Raw genomic sequence first — 16670 nt, forward strand, 5'->3', positions numbered from 1 at the left:
TGTCTACATAAATTGTAATCAAAAGTTTTTGTATTCACATTTATATTGTTTTTTGTAAACAAAAGCATTTGATTGTGTTTTTTTATTTAAATTTGTATTCAAAATAGCAATGTATGGATTACAATTTAGACAAAGCAGTAGATTATCATTACGGCAGTTTCCCACCAGAAAATATTAATTACTCCCTTTTTATACAAGAGTTGGTACAAGCTACCGATGCGTTGGCTCGTTTTGACCAAATGCTGAAAAACCTACATAACACTGAAATTCTATTAGCACCTTTACGAAATCAAGAAGCGGTAATATCTTCCAGAATAGAAGGCACCATTAGCACGATGGATGAAATACTTCAATATGAAGCTGATCATGAAGGAGAAGACACAGCTACTGCAAAAGCAGATGTTATTGAAACTATCTTGTATCAAAGAGCTTTAAAAAGTGCACAAAATGCCTTAGAAAGTGGCTATAATTTTTCATTAAGCTTTATTAAACAAATGCACCAACAGTTATTGTACTTAGGTAGAGGCGCAAATAAATCTCCAGGTGAGTTTAAAAAAGAGCAAAATTATTTAGCGGATAGATTGAAAAAGGAAATTCAATTTATTCCTATTCGACCTGAAAATCTTAATGATGGATTAGAAAGGCTTTTTGAATTTTTAGAGGAAAGTAATTTTCCTCCATTAATTAAAACAGCTATTATGCATTTAGAGTTTGAAGCATTGCATCCGTTTAAAGATGGAAATGGAAGAATTGGAAGAATGTTGATAACGCTGAATTTATGGCGAGAAAAAATTCTTTCACAACCTCATTTTTATATTAGTGGATATTTTGAAGAAAATAAAGACGAATATATTGAAGAGATGCGTAATGTTTCTAAAACAAATGATTGGAATGAGTGGATTCGTTTTTTCTTAAATGCTGTGGAAAGTCAAGCCATCAGAAATTTAGAAATAGCAGAAAGTATTAAAAATTTGTACGAAACCACAAAAACAGAATTTTCTGATTTGCTATCTTCAAAATGGAATATGGAAATATTAGATTTCATATTTACTTATCCAGTATTTAGAAATAATAAATTTGTTAATACAACTAAAATCCCAAATGCAACAGCAGTTTTGATTATTAGAAAATTGTTAGATAATGGGTATTTAGTTTTGAGAGAAGAATCATCAGGACGTAGAGCTGCAATGTATTCTTTTGAACCTCTGATGCGATTAGTTAGGGTGTAAACTTAAAGTATTTGTAAAAATGGAAAAAGATAAGAATACAGACTATATAAAACCTATTAATTTGGTAAATGTTACTTATGCTCAAACAGGTAAAAGTAAATCTACTAATGAATTAGGAATGCGCGAGATGCAGGCAAAAGCTTATGAAGCTCGCTCTGCACAATATTTATTATTAAAAGCTCCGCCTGCTTCAGGAAAATCAAGAGCGTTGATGTTTATCGCTTTAGACAAACTGATTAATCAAGGAATAAAAAAAGTAATTGTAGCTGTTCCTGAGCGCTCTATCGGAAATTCATTTGCACCCAATGAACTAAAAAAATACGGTTTTTATGCCGATTGGGAATTAAATAATAGATACAATCTTTGTTCGCCAGGTAGTGATACTTCCAAAGTAAAAGCATTCAAAGAATTTCTTCAATCAGATGAAAAAGTATTGATTTGTACGCATGCCACTTTGCGTTTTGCTTTTGAAGGTTTGCAAGAAACAGATTTTAATGATTGTTTAGTGGCTATTGATGAATTTCACCACGTTTCTGCCGATGGCGATAATATTTTAGGAAATGTAATTCGTAGAATTATGGAAAAATCTACGGCTCACCTCGTTGCTATGACAGGTTCTTATTTTCGTGGCGATAGTGTACCTGTATTACTACCTGAAGATGAAGAGAAGTTTATTAAGGTTACTTACAATTATTACGATCAGCTTAACGGTTATGAATATTTAAAATCGTTAGGAATTGGTTATCATTTTTATCGAGGAAGATATTATAAGCACGATGATGAAAGAGGAATGTCTGCCTTGGAAGAGATTTTAGACGAAAATCTTAAAACTATTATTCATATTCCAAGCGTAAATTCGGCAGAATCCTCAAAAGAAAAATTAGAGGAAGTTAACCACATTATTGATTGTATAGGCGACTTAGAATATCAAGATACAGAAACAGGTGTTATGTATGTAAAAAGTAAACGTTCTGGAAGAATCTTGAAAATTGCGGATTTGGTTAACGATATTCAGAAAGAACGTGATAAAATTACAGCCTATTTACGAGGTGTAAAAACTCCCGATGATATTGATATGATTATTGCTTTAGGCATGGCAAAAGAAGGCTTTGACTGGCCCTTCTGCCAACATGCTTTAACGATAGGATATAGAGGTTCGTTGACCGAGATTATTCAAATTATAGGTAGAGCTACAAGAGATAGCAGTAATAAAATGCACGCACAGTTTACCAATCTTATTGCACAACCTGATGCCGTTGATGATGATGTGCGACTATCTGTAAACAATATGCTAAAAGCAATTACAGCATCTTTGTTGATGGAACAAGTATTAGCTCCAAATTTTAAATTCAAGCCAATGGATGATCCTGATGAAAATGAAGGAGAGTCAGACGATGAAAATACGATCAAAATAAGAGGATTTAAAAAACCAACCTCACAAAGAGCTAAAGATATTATTGAAAGTGATTTAAACGATTTAAAAGCACGTATTCTTCAAGATGATACGATGCTAAAGGCAATGCCCGGGAATTTAGAACCTGAAGTAATTAATACGGTTTTAATCCCAAAGATTATTCGGGAGATTTATCCTGATTTAGTAGCAGAAGATGTGGAAGCAATTCGTCAATATGTAGTTGTTGATTCTGTTATTAAAAATGGTGAAGTAGAAGAGCATGGTTCAAAGAAATTCATTCGCATGGCAGGAAGCTTTGTTAATATTGATGATATTCATATTGATTTAATCGATACCATTAATCCGTTTCAGAAGGCATTTGAGATTTTGTCTAAAAATGTAACAACATCTGTTTTAAAGGCTATTCAAGACACAATTAATGTTACGAAAATAGAAATGACCGAAGAAGAAGCGATTGCTTCTTGGGAAGCTATTAAACGTTGGAAAACGAACACAGGGAACGCTCCTGATATTAATTCGCATGATCCAAAGGAACAAAGATTAGCACAAGCTTTATTATTTTTGCAAGACGCAAAACGTAGAAAAAATCAAAATGGCTAAAAGTTTAGACGATATATTTAATGACGATGATTTTGGATTATTAGAATCACAACAAAAACAATCTTTTGTTCGTACAGACGAGGATCGTTTGATTGATTCGTTTGAAGAAATCAATTTGTTTTTTGAAAAACATAATAGAGAACCATCTACAACTTCTATGTCAGAATACACATTGTCAGCTAGATTGAAAGGTTTTCGAGCTAATGAACGAAATAAAAGTATCTTGAAAACGTTCGATCGCTTCAATCTTTTAGGAGAAGTAGAATTAAAAATTGAAACATTAGAGGATATTTTATGTGATGATGATTTTGGATTATTAGATAATGAAGGAGATACTTCTATTTTTGAATTTAAATACACTCCAAAAGAAGGTAGTAGAACAAGTGCAGATTATATTGCGCAGAGAAAATCTATTTCAGAAAGAGATTTTCAAAAATACGACCAAATGTTTAAGCAAGTTCATAAAGAGCTTAAGGAAGGAAAGCGTAAATTATTAAATTTTACTAATGCGGAAGATAATTTAATAGAGGGTAATTTTTATTTAGTAGACGGGATTTTGTGTTATTTAGAAGTTTCAAATGCTGAAAAAGTTGTAAAAGAAAATAAGTCTGGAGATCGAATTCGTTTGGAAGGAAGAACAGTAACTATTTTTGAGAATGGAACTATCTCGAATATGTTGTTCCGTTCTTTAGGTAAGGCAATTCAAAAAAATGGTAAAATCGTTACCAATACAGATGAAGGAATATACAACCAATTACAGGAAAATTTTAATTCTCTAAAAGAAGAAGATATTCAAAGTGGTTGGATTTATGTTTTAAAATCAAAATCAGAAAATCCAGAAATCCAGAATTTAGAAAACTTATATAAAATTGGTTTTTCAAAAACTCCTGTTCATGAGCGTATTAAAAACGCATCAAAAGAAGCGACGTATTTATTTGCAGATGTAGAAGTTGTAGCATCTTATAGCTGTTATAGTTTAAATATACAATTTTTTGAAAATTTACTTCATCGTTTTTTTGCAGAGGTTTGTTTAAATGTTGATTTATATGACGAATCTGGAAATCGCTTTGTTCCGAGAGAATGGTTTGTGGTTCCATTGCATATCATTGATGAAGTAATTCAGCTTCTTTTAAATGGGAGTATTATAAACTACAAGTATAATGTTGAAAACAAGAGGGTCATTCTAAAGTAGTATAGCATTTGTGAGATATTAGTGTGATTCATACTAAAAGAAGATCAATAAGTTTATTTTTGGAGGTGTATTTGTATATAAAGTAAATAATTATTTAATATTTTAAAGAAGTAAAACTGTAAAAGCATCTTTATAGTTTTACCTCTTTAAAAAAATAAAGGCACTTTATAAGATGCCTTCATCTGCAAAAGAGTAGTAACTCTCTGCTGTTATAATTAAATGATCTAAAAGATTAATATCAAGTATTTTACTTGCTTCTTTAATCTTTCTTGTAATTTGTCTATCAGCATCACTTGGTGCTAATTTTCCTGACGGATGGTTGTGTATAATCAAAAATCCCACTGCATGCGCTTTTAAAAGAGCGGAGAAAATGATTCTTAAATCTACTATTGTACCTGTTATCCCTCCTGTGGAAACTTCTAATACTCCAAGTACTTTGTTGTTGTTTGAAAGCATAAGTACTTTAAACTGTTCTAATAATTCAATCTTATTACTATCCCATGCTTTTAATGCTATTTGATATGCACTGTAAGAAGATGTAATCTGTGGTCTCTGTGAAGCCTTTACTTTTGATTTGTAAATTAATTCTACTTCTGATGCAATAAGCCATTCTGTGTTTAAAACTGTAGTTTCCATAATATTAAATTTTTAAATTAATTATGGAGCCACAATTGGTAATGGCTTAGCGAGCGCAAGAAGCAACGCAATAAAGTGAAGACTTTAGTCAAGTATTTATGGGGGAATTTCTTGTTAGCGAACCGCAAGGCATTGCCTAACTTTGTGCAATTATTAATAAAAAATAAAACCTAAAAACCAAGTCTTATTAAGACCTAATCACATTAAACGTTTTTAAACTACTATCTATGAAAAAAAAAAAGTAGAATACCTTCCACAGTAATTCTATCTTTTTTCTATAAGTACCTATTTATTTTGAATCAGTTTCTCTAAACGATTCATCATCTCATCTTTTTCTTTGAGGATTCGCTCATACAATTCAATCTTTTCATGGTGTAACTGTACTATGGCAGTAATTGGATTAATAGTATCGTAATGATATTCTTGTATTGGAGGCTCAATGTGTGTATTTGAGATAATATTTAGAGCTCGTTTTGAATCAAAATTTTTAATGGCTTCAATAGGTACAGCAAGTATATCAGAAATCTCCTGTAGGAGTGAATTATCAATTACCTCTTTTTTCTCCAACAATGAGATTTTCTTCTGAGTCCAATTATCTCCTAAATCAAATGCAAGAACCTCTTGTTTGATTCCAAGCATTTCTCTGAAACGTTTTATGTTTCTTCCCTGGTGTATCTTGTATTCCATAATTGATTTAAGATTTTGGATGAATACTTGTAAAAGACTGATTACTAATTAATGTATGTAATAAAGTAGCGTTTTATTATCAAAGTTGACATGATAAACTACAGTAGCGAACTAATTTTACTTGTATAATACAATTGAAAATTAGTATCTTACGCTATCATTAGAATGAAAGAGGTTACAGGTTTTAATAAACCTCTTTTGTATATTTGTTGAACCTAATAAGTTAAGCCATGACAACAGCTACTCGTAAACATATAGGAAAAAATATTAGTCGAATCCGTGAAATAAAGGGAATGAAGCAAATAACGTTAGCTGAGCTTTTAGGCGTTAGTCAGCAACAAGTATCTATTATTGAAAACAGTGAGTCTGTTGAAGATTCTAAATTAGAAAACATTGCTAAAATATTGGAGGTGCCTATTGACGCTATCAAGGAATACTCTGATGATAAAGTAATGAATATTATCAATAGTACTATTACCGATAGCCCAATCTATAACAACTTCTGTACTTTTAATCCACTGGATAAATTAATCGAAGCACATGAAGAAAATAAAAAGCTTTATGAGCGCCTATTAGAAGCGGAGAAAGAGAAAATAGCATACTTAGAGAAGATGCTATCAAAAAAATAAAACGAAAGCAAGTCTTAGTTATTTAAAACTAAGACTTGTTTGTTTTTACCTCTGTTTCGGTTCTCCATTTCTTGTATACCTCATAGTTCTTAGGGTTTTCTTTAAAAAACTGATTCAGATGATTTAATTCAAGTTTTACTTTTGAATTAGCCTCTATTAAGTGATTGTAATCAGAGCTATTAATTGATTTATCTATGGCAATGTACATTGATACTCCACTTGTGAAGAGGAGAAAAATATTAAGAGCAATCAAGTAAAACATCTTCTTGTTGCTAATCGCTCTATATACTTTTAAAAGTTCCTCTTTACTATCTCCAAGTTTAGATTGAAATGCAGTAAAATCATTTTGTAGTCTTTTTCTATTTTTAGTTTCAAGATTACGAAGTTCTGACAGGTTTACTTTTACCTCAATGCTGTTTATTTTGTCTGAAAGTTCAGTTTGTTGAGCGATATTCTGCTTCATTGTTTCTTGCAAGTAAACTACTTGCTTAAAAAGTAGCTCAGTGAGTTCTGTAAGTGTTGGTTGCTGCTTTGCCATAACTATCGTCTTATCGTTCGTTTTTTCTTTTTAGTGATATCAGGAGCATAGTCCTCATAGTAATTGCTGTAAGAGTTTAGAAAACTAAACAGGCTTGCTGTGTTTGTATTCCAATTCTCAAATGAAATTTGTTTGTCTTGGTCTTTGAACAGAACAGCGTGAAATAAATCGTCACTACGTTTGGGAGTATTATTTTCAAACAGCTCATTTAGTTTTAGATTGCGGTCAACTTCACTTGCTTTTAGGTTTGTACCTGTAGGTAAATGAATAAATCGATACCCTTGAATATTGCCTTGTTTGTTTACACTCGGTTTTACTTCTATTTGATGCATACGCATCATATCAATATACTGCTGTAAACTTTTAGGTTGCTCTTTTAAAACAAGGTAGTGTGCTTTTTTAATCTCTTGGGCTACTTGCTTCTGATTAGCTTTTACTTGTTCTTTTTTGTTTTCGTTTTCCTGTCGTATAGAAATCCAACCATATTTTAAAGCTATTTCATGAGCAATGCGTTGGGCTTGAAATCCGATATAATTATCCTTTAATGCCTTTGCATTTTCATCAATACGGTTAGCAAGTATATGAATGTGCTTGTGTTCTTTTTCAGTATGAACAAAAGCGATGTATTGCGCATTTTTGGGATCTAACTTTAAACCAACTAAAAAATCATGGACAAGATTGTTTAAATCTTTATCTGTCATCTTCTTACTATCTTCAATAGTAGGTGAGATAACAACGGAGATTGTATTGTTTTTACAGCGTGAGTTTTGATTTTGTAGAATCTGCATAGTTTGAAACATATCTTTCGGAGTTTCCCCCGAAAGATTGTTTCTAACAAGTTCATAGCCTTTGTTTGGATTAATCACATAATTAAAAAGTGCTGTTCCTCCAATACATGTTTTTGCTTTAGCTATCATATTACTTTAGTTTTTGAAGGTGATCTCTAATTAAGTTTGAGGTTTCAATAGTAGCTTCTTTTACACCTGTGGTATCACCCAGTTTAAATAGGTTGCCAATTCTCCTAAAGTTATCAGCAAACTTATTTAGTAGTTTGTAAACCTCAATTTCATCTTGTGTTAGTTTGTAGCTAAGTGCGTACCCAAGTGCAGTATTACGCAGGTACTCAGAAACGCTGCAACCAATTTTATCTGCTTTGGTTTTTATAAGCAGAGATTCTGTTAGGGTAACTCTAAATTCTATCTTATGTTCTCTTTTCATCGTCTTGCCAATTTTGCGACCTTCGGGAGAAAAACGAGTGGTCTTTGTTCCGATTCAAATTTTCAATTTGTAAGGACAAAGACACATCTCGATAATTCTTACGTCAGTTCAATGCGGTTAATACTAAGTAAATAATCATTGAGATCTTTGTAATATTTATATCTCATCCTCGCATCTTTTGTAGTTAATGGAAATGCAGTGAGTAATTTTTCCGTTGCTTTATCGCCAGCTTTGTCATTATCCAAGCAAGCGATAATACTCTTGTACTTTGACTCAAACATTACTTTGTTATCTAAGGTTTTGTACAAATAATTGTTTGGAGGTTTAATTAGTGTATTGTCCAAAGTAGAAACCGAGTTTAAGATGATATAATCAAACTTGTACTCTAAGTTTGGTTTAAGAGTGAGAAATGATAAGAAATCTATAAAGGCTTCAAATATAAATACGGTAGTTGAACCATTGTCTATATAAGAAAGCGACTTAGAACCTAAGCATATTTGGACATACTTGTTTCTGAGTTCTACTCCGCCAAGTTCATTTTGAAAACCTATTGCGTAATAGGCTTTGTCACCAATAGTGTAATGTACTTCTTTGCAGTACTTCTGAACTATTTTAAGGGATAGACCTCGCTGGTTGATATAATGTATTAGGTATTTATTTCTAAGCGGTATGATAGCCTTAATTTGATAGTCTTTTCTTTTTTCACAAGTATCTACCTTAGAAGGTAACTGGTGAGAAGAAAAAGAGTTGTTTGCTAAAATCTTAAGAGCTTCTTTTACATCACACTTGTAATACAACATTACAAAGTCTAAGACATTGCCCTTATATGTACTATCTCCAAAATCATAGAAAACATTTTTAGTTACACTTACGTGGAATGACGGTGTATTCTCTATTCTAAAAGGAGAGTAGTACCAGGCTTCCTTGTTATTAATTTTAGATTGTCTTATCCCTATGTTATCTAAAATAGAGATAAGAGATATATTTTTTGCTTCTTGATAGGTCATAATTATTGTTTTTAGGTGTAAGTAGTTGATATTTAGTTTTTAATAAAATATCTCTATGTCATTTTGTTGTCATCTGTGCATCTGAGTTTGATTGTGTCTTTAAAAGAATATTGTTTTAGATGATTGCAGATGAACTATAGATGACAAGGGTTTGATACTATGAAGTATTATGAAATGAGTGATATTCTATCTATTACAGTAATTTCTCATCTGTCATCTGATTTAAAAGAGTGTCTTTTAAAACTCTGTAGTATTTCCCTTTGTGAATAATCCGCTTTAATGTATTGTCCTCAATTTTGATCCGCTCATAATTATTGGAATTCGTTGATCGTACTAAGGCAATATTTTCAAGTATGGTCTGTATCTCTCGCATAGGAATATTATGTCCTCTGTTATAATAGTTTAAAAGGGCATTAATATCAGATGGAGTAGTGTCTAGTTCATTAATATCAAATTCATTAAAAATGATATCAAGTATGTCAAGAATCAGGTTCTTGTTTTGAAGGTCTAAGTCGTGTTTTAATTTGTGTAGAGCTTCTGTATGTATTAATTCAGGAGTAAACCACATTCGTGTTTTCTTTTCAGTCGTGAAAGGCACTCTATAGAGGTAGTTTAAAAAAATGGGAACCTCCTTAATAAGCTTAGCGTAGAACTCAGTGCTTCTATTTTTTATCATTGGAACTTTAATCACCCAAAACCTTGTTTCTTCTTTATCTATCTTTAGAAAGTTATGCTCGTGATTACTAGTCATAATAATCTTAAGAAAAGATTTCTGTTCAACTTTTTCTTGTCCTTTGTATTCAATGGATTGATACATTGCTGTTGAGATGTATTTAATTGCTTCAACGATATCTTTATTGTCAGATTTTACTTCTTCTATTAACAGGAGAAGTTTACTATCCATTTCACTATTGAACTTTTCGGTAAATGCATTGGCCTTGATAAAGACAGCATTTTTATCAAAGATTTCTTTTATCCAGTTTAGAAAGGTAGTTTTCCCTGTTTCACGATTTCTTGATACAAGTACTATGATTGGTAATATTTGCTCGGGATAGAACAACAAGATTTTAAAGTAATCTATACCAAGTAAGTATTGATTTCCAAAAATGTGTTGTAGAAAATAAAAGGTAATAGGTATCTGCTCTTTAAGTGAATTTAATGAAAGTACAGAGGTAGTGTCTATATCATATAGAATAGGAGAGTAGGAATTAAAATAATCTCCTATAAAATGAGCGTAATTAATGTGACTGGGTTCACATTTATAACCAAAGAATTTTGGTAGTTCTTTAATCATGTCTTTTCCAAAGTCAGTGATGATTTCTGACTTTTTCCATAGTTTGCGTTCGACAATGATTTCTTTGCCGTTTACGTTCTTCTTTCTTATCGCATAGTAATCTGTTCCTATTCGAATGTATTCTGTTGCAGTTGTAGTCATATCAAACAATTTTCAGAAAGAAGTAGTTACATTTACTACTCTTTTCTTTGAGTTATAGAAATAGTTATCTAAGCATTGATAGTAGGGCTATCAATGCTTTTATTTTTTTAACTGTTTTGAAAATTGCGATAAAACTTCTTCGTCTGTAAAGACTCTGTACTGTTTAATCCATTCAATTATTTCAAGGCGATCAAAGAATAAGGTACCATTGGTTGGTTTGTGATGAGGAATTAAATTCTTAGAAGTTAATTTGTGAATGGTACTGTCTGAAAAACCAGTATAAGCCATTAGATCTTTAATAGTAAAGATCTCTTTCTGAAACTGATTACCCTTGGTAATCATTAGCTTAATCTCGTTAAGCTCTTGGATGATTTTTAGCGTTGTCATAATAAATGTTTTTTGAATTATGACGCTAAACTATTTGAATGAAGCTATCTGAAACGGTGGTTTGTCAGTGAACTGACATTTAATTTAAGGTTTAGAACGTTTTTTTAGACAACTGACTTTTTACATTTTCTAAGATCTTAGCATATGTTTCTTTATGAGCGTTAGTGATTAGTTTTCTTCCCTTTTTATTTATAGAATCATAGTTAATTGCAGAATGACTTTCTGCTGTTGCATATTGAAAATAACGACAACTTTCTTTAAGTGTGGTTTTATGTAGAGTAAATAGCTGTACAAAAGGAATAAAGAACGATTCCAAAAACATTGCACAATGTTGGGATTGAAGTTCTAATTTGATAAAGGGTTCTATATGTCCTACATGTTTAATAATGCAGTATAGTATTGCTCTTTTAAAATCCTCCACAGTTGTATCATCATTAATAACTTCTTTCTTTAATTGATATAAGGTTTCTTTTATGATGGTATCATGTGTAGTATTGAAAGTAAATACATTATCCTTATTGTACTTTTTTTCTTTTTCAATAGGAGCTGTATCGATTGAAATTATCTTTTCAACAGGGAGTGATAGTAGATACTCTGTTGAGTTTTGAAATGATTTAAAAGATTGTCGGTATATTAAGTTTAGATGGCTGATTAAGAAAATGTTTTGTCCTTTGAGGAAATTAATTACTGCGGTTAATAATAGTACTGAGTAAATTAATGCACTCAAAGGTAAAAGAATATACCACTTTGATAAGTTATAGAAATACGGCAAAAGTGCTACCGATACAATCAATGATGATATTGGTAGTAATGGTGCAATTATGTAGGTGAATTTTTTAGACAAAGTAATCGAGCTAAACTTCTCTAACTTCTGATGAAAGAAAAAAAACGGAGTTTCAATTAAGGTATTCATAGTGCATTGTTATTAGTTAGGATTTGAAATATAACTAAATGCAATATAATGAAGTGTTTCAAAGGCAAAGGCGAGATGGCACTTGAAGTCTCACTTTTGCTATTTTTGACTAAAAAAGAAGCTAAATGAAACAAAATGAAAACTTTAGTATCTTTGTGGGGTAGAACAAAATGTTGTACGTATGTTGTACTGATGAAGTGAAACGAGAAAAAAGGGCATAAAAAAAGCACCTATTTTACAATAGATGCTTCTTTGAAATTTTAGTGGTCCCACCTGAACTTGTTTTGTTTTTTAATGAGCTTTTACATACTTTTACTCATTGATAATCAGTTTAATACAATTTATTTGAGTCTGTTTTAACTGGTTTTAATTCATTTTAATTATACTGTTAGCCCCTAATTTGCCCCCTACGTAAATTTTGGGGTTTTAGAGTGTTTTTTTAAGATTTCAATGAAAAAAAAAATTAAAATAGGAAAAGCTCCTATTTTTTTGTGTAAAAAGTTTGCCCCCTTGGCCAGCCCCCCTTAAAAAGCAACTACAATGAAGTATTATTTTGAGCTTAGAAAAGATAAAATAGATAAGGATAATATGGTTCCTATTCGCTTAATAATTACTGCTCCCAAAGTCAGAATAAGAAAAAATATAAGTATCAAGACTAAGCTTGAAGATTGGGATCCAGAGATTAACCAAATTCGTAATATAAATAAAGAGGATAAAAATCTATATGCAGATTATAAAGAGTATAATGCAATATTGACAAATACTATTAATAAAGTTGAACATATCTTCGATTTCTTCAGGTTTAATTCTATTTCATTTACAGAAAAATTATTTGAGGAGAAATATAAGTTAGAAGCGGTAAGTGTATCTATTCGTTTTTTTGATGCTTTTAGTGAGTATATTAAAGTTTCTACTATTTCTAAGGCTAAGTCTACCGTAGTTAAATATAATTCTGTAAAAGCTTTTTATATGGACTTTGCTAAATCTACAAAATATGTACTACGTTTTGATACGATAGATTTTCGTTTTGAGGAGGCTTTTATGGAGTATTGTTTTGTTGAACGTAAAACATTGAATAATTATTATGGGAAGCTAATAGCAACTTTAAAAGCTTTTATGCAATGGGCTTTTAATAGAGGTTATCATGATAGTCTTGAGTTTAAAAAGATAAAAAGAGTTGATAATGAAATTGAAGTAGTGTTTTTGACTATGGATGAATTGATGAAACTTTATAATCACAATTTTGAAAATAGATCTATGGAAAGAGCGCGTGATATGTTTTGCTTCCTTTGTTTTACTGGGCAAAGGCATAGTGATATTTATTCTCTTAGAGATTGTAATATAGTTGATGATTATCTGAATTATACTGTTGTTAAGACTAAGACAGTTCATCATCAGGTTTACTTAATATCATTTGCAAAAGAGATACTTGAGAAGTATAAAGACACTCCTTATAGCCCTGTGCCAAGAATCACTTCTCAGAAATTGAATGAGAGACTTAAAGAATGTTGTGAAGAGGTGGGAATTACAGACAAGATTAGACTAACTCGTTATATAGGTGCAAATAGGATAGATACAGAAGTAAGAAAGTGTGATGTAATTACCTCTCATGTAGGGCGAAAGACATTTATTACTAATAGTATCATTTTAGGAATTTCAGAGCGAGTAATTAAAAGTACCACCAATCATAAAGACGAAAGAAGCTTTAGAAGATACGTGCACGTTGGGGAATCATTTAAACAAAAAGAGTTGAACAAATGGGAAAATATATAATCCAATGAAAAAGGAATTTAAAATATTAACACCTTTAGAACAATTAATGGAGTACCTACAAGGGCACTCTGGATCTGAAGTTTCTTTCTCAAGTGTTGAAAAAGAACTTGTTATGCATTTTGATTATAATGATTTAATTGACTTATTTACAGGTCCTTTACAGGAAAAATTCAAGCTTGATTTAATAGAAAATATTTCTACGAGTTCTTTTATGACTTTACAGGAAAAGGTTTTTCTAAGTTTTTCTGAAGGAAAGAAGAAGAATTCAGAGTTACATTATTTATGTGAATTATTAGCTTTCAAGCTTAATTTTTTGGTTAGAGTTAGTTTTCTTGATAAATCAATAAGTAAACAATTTAGTATCTCTGAAAAAGGAGATGTAAATTACTTTCTGAATGTTTTAGATCAACTTATTTTTCAAGCACTTTTTCAAATTAATGAGAATTTAGAGAAGAACAAAGTGACTTTAGCTAATTGTTTTGGCTTGTTATTTCTAGATGACAAGAAAACTGCTGTAAATAGATTTGTAAACTTTATATCTAAAGAACTTTATTCAGGAGTAGGTTCTTCTAATCATCAAAATATTATAATTTTGAAAGATACTTTTTTTAGGTATTTAAATATGAATTTTGTGCCCAATATATCTTACCATAACTATAAAAATGGTATGGAGTTGTTTATTTCTGAAAATGCTATAATAACTAAAAAAGAGCTTGAGAAAATAATAGGGCAAGAGGAATATTTTCAAAAAGAGATTCCTCTCTTTGAGCTTTCTGAATATGAATTATTTCAGATTAATGATGATTTTCCTGAAGATAGATTAGATTATTCAAAAGAGATACTTCGCTCATTTTTTGAATTTATATGCGAAGAAAAGTTCATCTATAAAGAGTCTAATGTATTCGAATTGTTTTTTTCTTCTTGTACTCAGACTTATCCTTCATTTAGCCGAGACGATTTATATTATGCACATGGATTATTAAACAGTATTGTAGCTAGTAATAAACAAGTCTTTAATTACATCATTTCTATTTTTATTTTTTTAAAGAATAGCGACTCCATTAAATTAGTTCCAAAAAAATTACCTAAAATATTATACACTTATTTTAAAGGAAATAGTTTGTCGCAAACAACAATTAACCAGTATATAATTCGAGAAGAAAAAAATAGTAAAGAATTCTTAGCGGATTGTAATTACATTAATGATTGGGCAATATCTATTCAAAAAAATATATTATAATAACCTGTTATTCAGATTGTTATATTAATGTGTAATGGTCTGTAATATTTTTTTTTAAAGAAAAATAAATCTTTGCTGTGTTCAAATGTTTTAAAATCAATTCAAATGAGTACAAATGTTTTAAATGAAAATAAAGAGAGATTATCAAATGAATCTCATGATGTATTAAATAATACTTTTTTCCCTATTGGAGAGGATCGAATGTCTCAACAAGAAGTAGCTAATATGTTTGATAGAACTGTTCAAACTATTATTAATTGGAAAAATAAAGGTAAGATTCCATACTATGAGATTGATGGAAGGCCTATCTTTTCGCGTAAGCAATTAATCCAAATTGCATTGAAAAATCATCATTTATTAAACCCATAAAAAAAGCGTTTGCTTCCTTCAAAAACCAAACGCTTAGAATTTTTATTTTTAATCAAATCCTTGTATTGCAAATATAAGGATTATAATCTATTATTTCTTATGAACTTACATTCTGCCGAATTTATTCGAGTGGGTACAGCTTACTATGCCATAATCGAACGACCAACTCTAGGTAAAACTACTGAAAAAGTAATGCTGCCTTGGAACAAGGAAACGATTATTAATGACTTTGGAAAAGACTTTATTTCCAATATTAAAAAGTATTATGGTTTTTGTTGTATTCCCCAACATATAAACTATAGTAGGGAGATAGCTGATTTCTACAATATTTACCACCCTATAGACTACCGAGTACAAAGGTCTATTGACGAATTAGTTTTCTTAGAAAGTAAACTAAAAAATACATTGGATTTTATACGTCATATTTTCGGAGAACAATATCATTTAGGTCTTGATTACTTTAAGATAATGTTAGAATATCCGACACAGGTTCTACCTGTACTTGTCTTAGTTTCTAAAGTAAGAGAAACGGGAAAATCAACTATGCTTAAATATCTTAGAAAGATATTTTCATTTAATGCTACTTATATCAATGCAGAATCCTTTGTAAATAATTTTAATTCAGACTTAGATGGGAAGTTATTAGTTCTTATAGATGAAGTTGTTACTGATAATCAACAAATCACTGAACGTATCAAGTTTTTAAGTACTGCTGATAGAAATAAGATTGAACGAAAAGGTAGAGATAAAGAAGAAGTGGAATCTTTTTACAAGTTTGTAATGACAAGCAATTTTGAAGATTCGTTTATGAAGATAGACAGAGAGGAAATACGCTTTTGGGTACGCAAAATTCCACAAATAGAAAAGAACCCGGATTTCTTAGACTTGCTTTTCAAAGAAATCCCAGACTTTCTTAATTATCTACATACAATATCCTATTCAACTACAAAGAAAACACGTATGTGGTTTACACCTGAAGAAATTCGTACTGAAGCACTTATTAAACTAATGAATTCTGATAAAAGCAAGGTACAGGATGAAGTGTTAGAATTATTACGAGAGATTGCAGAAAGATTTGAAGAGAAAAAAATCTGTCTTACACCAATGGAAACTTGTGCCATTATAAAAAAACTAAATAAAAGAAGTCATATCGAAGCGAATGATGTGAGAACTATTTTTAAAAATTGGGGATTTATACCCTCTAATAATTCAAATAAATATTCTGGTTATGATTATCAATCTTATGGAGAATTTACAAGATTAGATAGAAAAGGACGCTACTATGAAATTGAGTTAAGCAAAATTGCTCATTATTTTGATGATAATGATGACAAGTAGTGTAATGTGATTTATTTCAGTAAGTTATATGTCATCAAAATCGTCATCAAGCTGTCATCAAAATA

17 protein-coding genes are annotated in these 16670 nt (G+C 30.6%); 8 read left to right on the forward strand and 9 right to left on the reverse strand.

Annotated features, from left to right (window positions below; translation table 11 throughout):
- Nucleotides 1-113: 113 nt before the first annotated feature.
- Genes AABL81_RS11150 through AABL81_RS11160 form a run of 3 tightly spaced genes read left to right on the forward strand, consistent with a single transcriptional unit; the run spans nt 114 to nt 4435 of the window.
- On the forward strand, nt 114-1229 hold the full coding sequence (locus AABL81_RS11150; protein WP_259638357.1) for a Fic family protein: 1116 nt from the start codon (nt 114-116) through the stop codon (nt 1227-1229).
- Nucleotides 1230-1248: 19 nt separating this feature from the next.
- A complete protein-coding gene (locus tag AABL81_RS11155; RefSeq protein WP_259638356.1) occupies nt 1249-3243 on the forward strand; it encodes a DEAD/DEAH box helicase in 1995 nt (664 codons plus the stop codon).
- Nucleotides 3236-4435: a GIY-YIG nuclease family protein gene (locus tag AABL81_RS11160; protein ID WP_341341050.1), complete on the forward strand. Its 1200-nt coding sequence runs from the start codon at nt 3236-3238 to the stop codon at nt 4433-4435. Before AABL81_RS11155 ends, AABL81_RS11160 begins: the two co-directional genes overlap by 8 nt.
- Before the next feature lie 165 nt (nt 4436-4600).
- On the opposite strand, the gene AABL81_RS11165 is transcribed toward AABL81_RS11160, so the two are convergent.
- Nucleotides 4601-5071, reverse strand: coding sequence for a JAB domain-containing protein (locus tag AABL81_RS11165; RefSeq protein ID WP_259637847.1), 471 nt, complete (start codon nt 5069-5071; stop codon nt 4601-4603).
- A gap of 285 nt (nt 5072-5356) precedes the next feature.
- A complete protein-coding gene (locus AABL81_RS11170) occupies nt 5357-5758 on the reverse strand; it encodes a helix-turn-helix domain-containing protein (RefSeq protein WP_341341051.1) in 402 nt (133 codons plus the stop codon).
- Nucleotides 5759-5988: 230 nt separating this feature from the next.
- Between AABL81_RS11170 and AABL81_RS11175 the strand changes: the two genes are divergently transcribed.
- Nucleotides 5989-6387 carry a helix-turn-helix domain-containing protein gene (locus AABL81_RS11175; protein ID WP_326366471.1) on the forward strand — a complete coding sequence of 133 codons (399 nt, stop codon included), beginning with the start codon at nt 5989-5991 and terminating at the stop codon, nt 6385-6387.
- Between the two features lie 28 nt (nt 6388-6415).
- On the opposite strand, the gene AABL81_RS11180 is transcribed toward AABL81_RS11175, so the two are convergent.
- From AABL81_RS11180 to AABL81_RS11210, 7 genes are all read right to left on the reverse strand, one after another.
- Nucleotides 6416-6925 carry a hypothetical protein gene (locus AABL81_RS11180; RefSeq protein ID WP_341341052.1) on the reverse strand — a complete coding sequence of 170 codons (510 nt, stop codon included), beginning with the start codon at nt 6923-6925 and terminating at the stop codon, nt 6416-6418.
- Nucleotides 6926-6927: 2 nt separating this feature from the next.
- Complete coding sequence (locus AABL81_RS11185) at nt 6928-7842, reverse strand: relaxase/mobilization nuclease domain-containing protein (protein ID WP_341341053.1); 915 nt, start codon at nt 7840-7842, stop codon at nt 6928-6930.
- Between the two features lies 1 nt (nt 7843).
- Complete coding sequence (locus AABL81_RS11190; protein ID WP_341341054.1) at nt 7844-8143, reverse strand: plasmid mobilization protein; 300 nt, start codon at nt 8141-8143, stop codon at nt 7844-7846.
- Nucleotides 8144-8241: 98 nt separating this feature from the next.
- Nucleotides 8242-9150 (reverse strand): toprim domain-containing protein, encoded by a 909-nt coding sequence (locus tag AABL81_RS11195; protein WP_341341055.1) that lies wholly within the window; start codon nt 9148-9150, stop codon nt 8242-8244.
- A 193-nt stretch (nt 9151-9343) separates the two neighbouring features.
- Entirely contained in the window at nt 9344-10585 is a 1242-nt protein-coding gene (locus tag AABL81_RS11200; protein WP_341341056.1) for a primase-helicase family protein, read from the reverse strand.
- A gap of 99 nt (nt 10586-10684) precedes the next feature.
- Nucleotides 10685-10972, reverse strand: coding sequence for a helix-turn-helix transcriptional regulator (locus AABL81_RS11205; RefSeq protein WP_341341057.1), 288 nt, complete (start codon nt 10970-10972; stop codon nt 10685-10687).
- Nucleotides 10973-11063: 91 nt separating this feature from the next.
- Nucleotides 11064-11885, reverse strand: a complete 822-nt coding sequence (locus AABL81_RS11210) for a hypothetical protein (protein ID WP_341341058.1) — start codon at nt 11883-11885, stop codon at nt 11064-11066.
- A gap of 540 nt (nt 11886-12425) precedes the next feature.
- Here AABL81_RS11210 and AABL81_RS11215 point away from each other — a divergent pair.
- The 4 genes from AABL81_RS11215 to AABL81_RS11230 all read left to right on the forward strand — a co-directional run bounded on the left by AABL81_RS11215 (nt 12426) and on the right by AABL81_RS11230 (nt 16605).
- Complete coding sequence (locus tag AABL81_RS11215) at nt 12426-13658, forward strand: site-specific integrase (protein WP_341341059.1); 1233 nt, start codon at nt 12426-12428, stop codon at nt 13656-13658.
- A 4-nt stretch (nt 13659-13662) separates the two neighbouring features.
- Nucleotides 13663-14898 carry a hypothetical protein gene (locus AABL81_RS11220; protein ID WP_341341060.1) on the forward strand — a complete coding sequence of 412 codons (1236 nt, stop codon included), beginning with the start codon at nt 13663-13665 and terminating at the stop codon, nt 14896-14898.
- A gap of 105 nt (nt 14899-15003) precedes the next feature.
- Entirely contained in the window at nt 15004-15267 is a 264-nt protein-coding gene (locus AABL81_RS11225; protein ID WP_341341061.1) for a hypothetical protein, read from the forward strand.
- 99 nt (nt 15268-15366) lie between these two features.
- Entirely contained in the window at nt 15367-16605 is a 1239-nt protein-coding gene (locus tag AABL81_RS11230) for a primase-helicase family protein (protein ID WP_341341062.1), read from the forward strand.
- Nucleotides 16606-16670 lie beyond the last annotated feature (65 nt).

Source organism: Myroides sp. C1519 (assembly GCF_038039755.1).
Lineage (GTDB): Bacteria > Bacteroidota > Bacteroidia > Flavobacteriales > Flavobacteriaceae > Flavobacterium > Flavobacterium phaeum_A.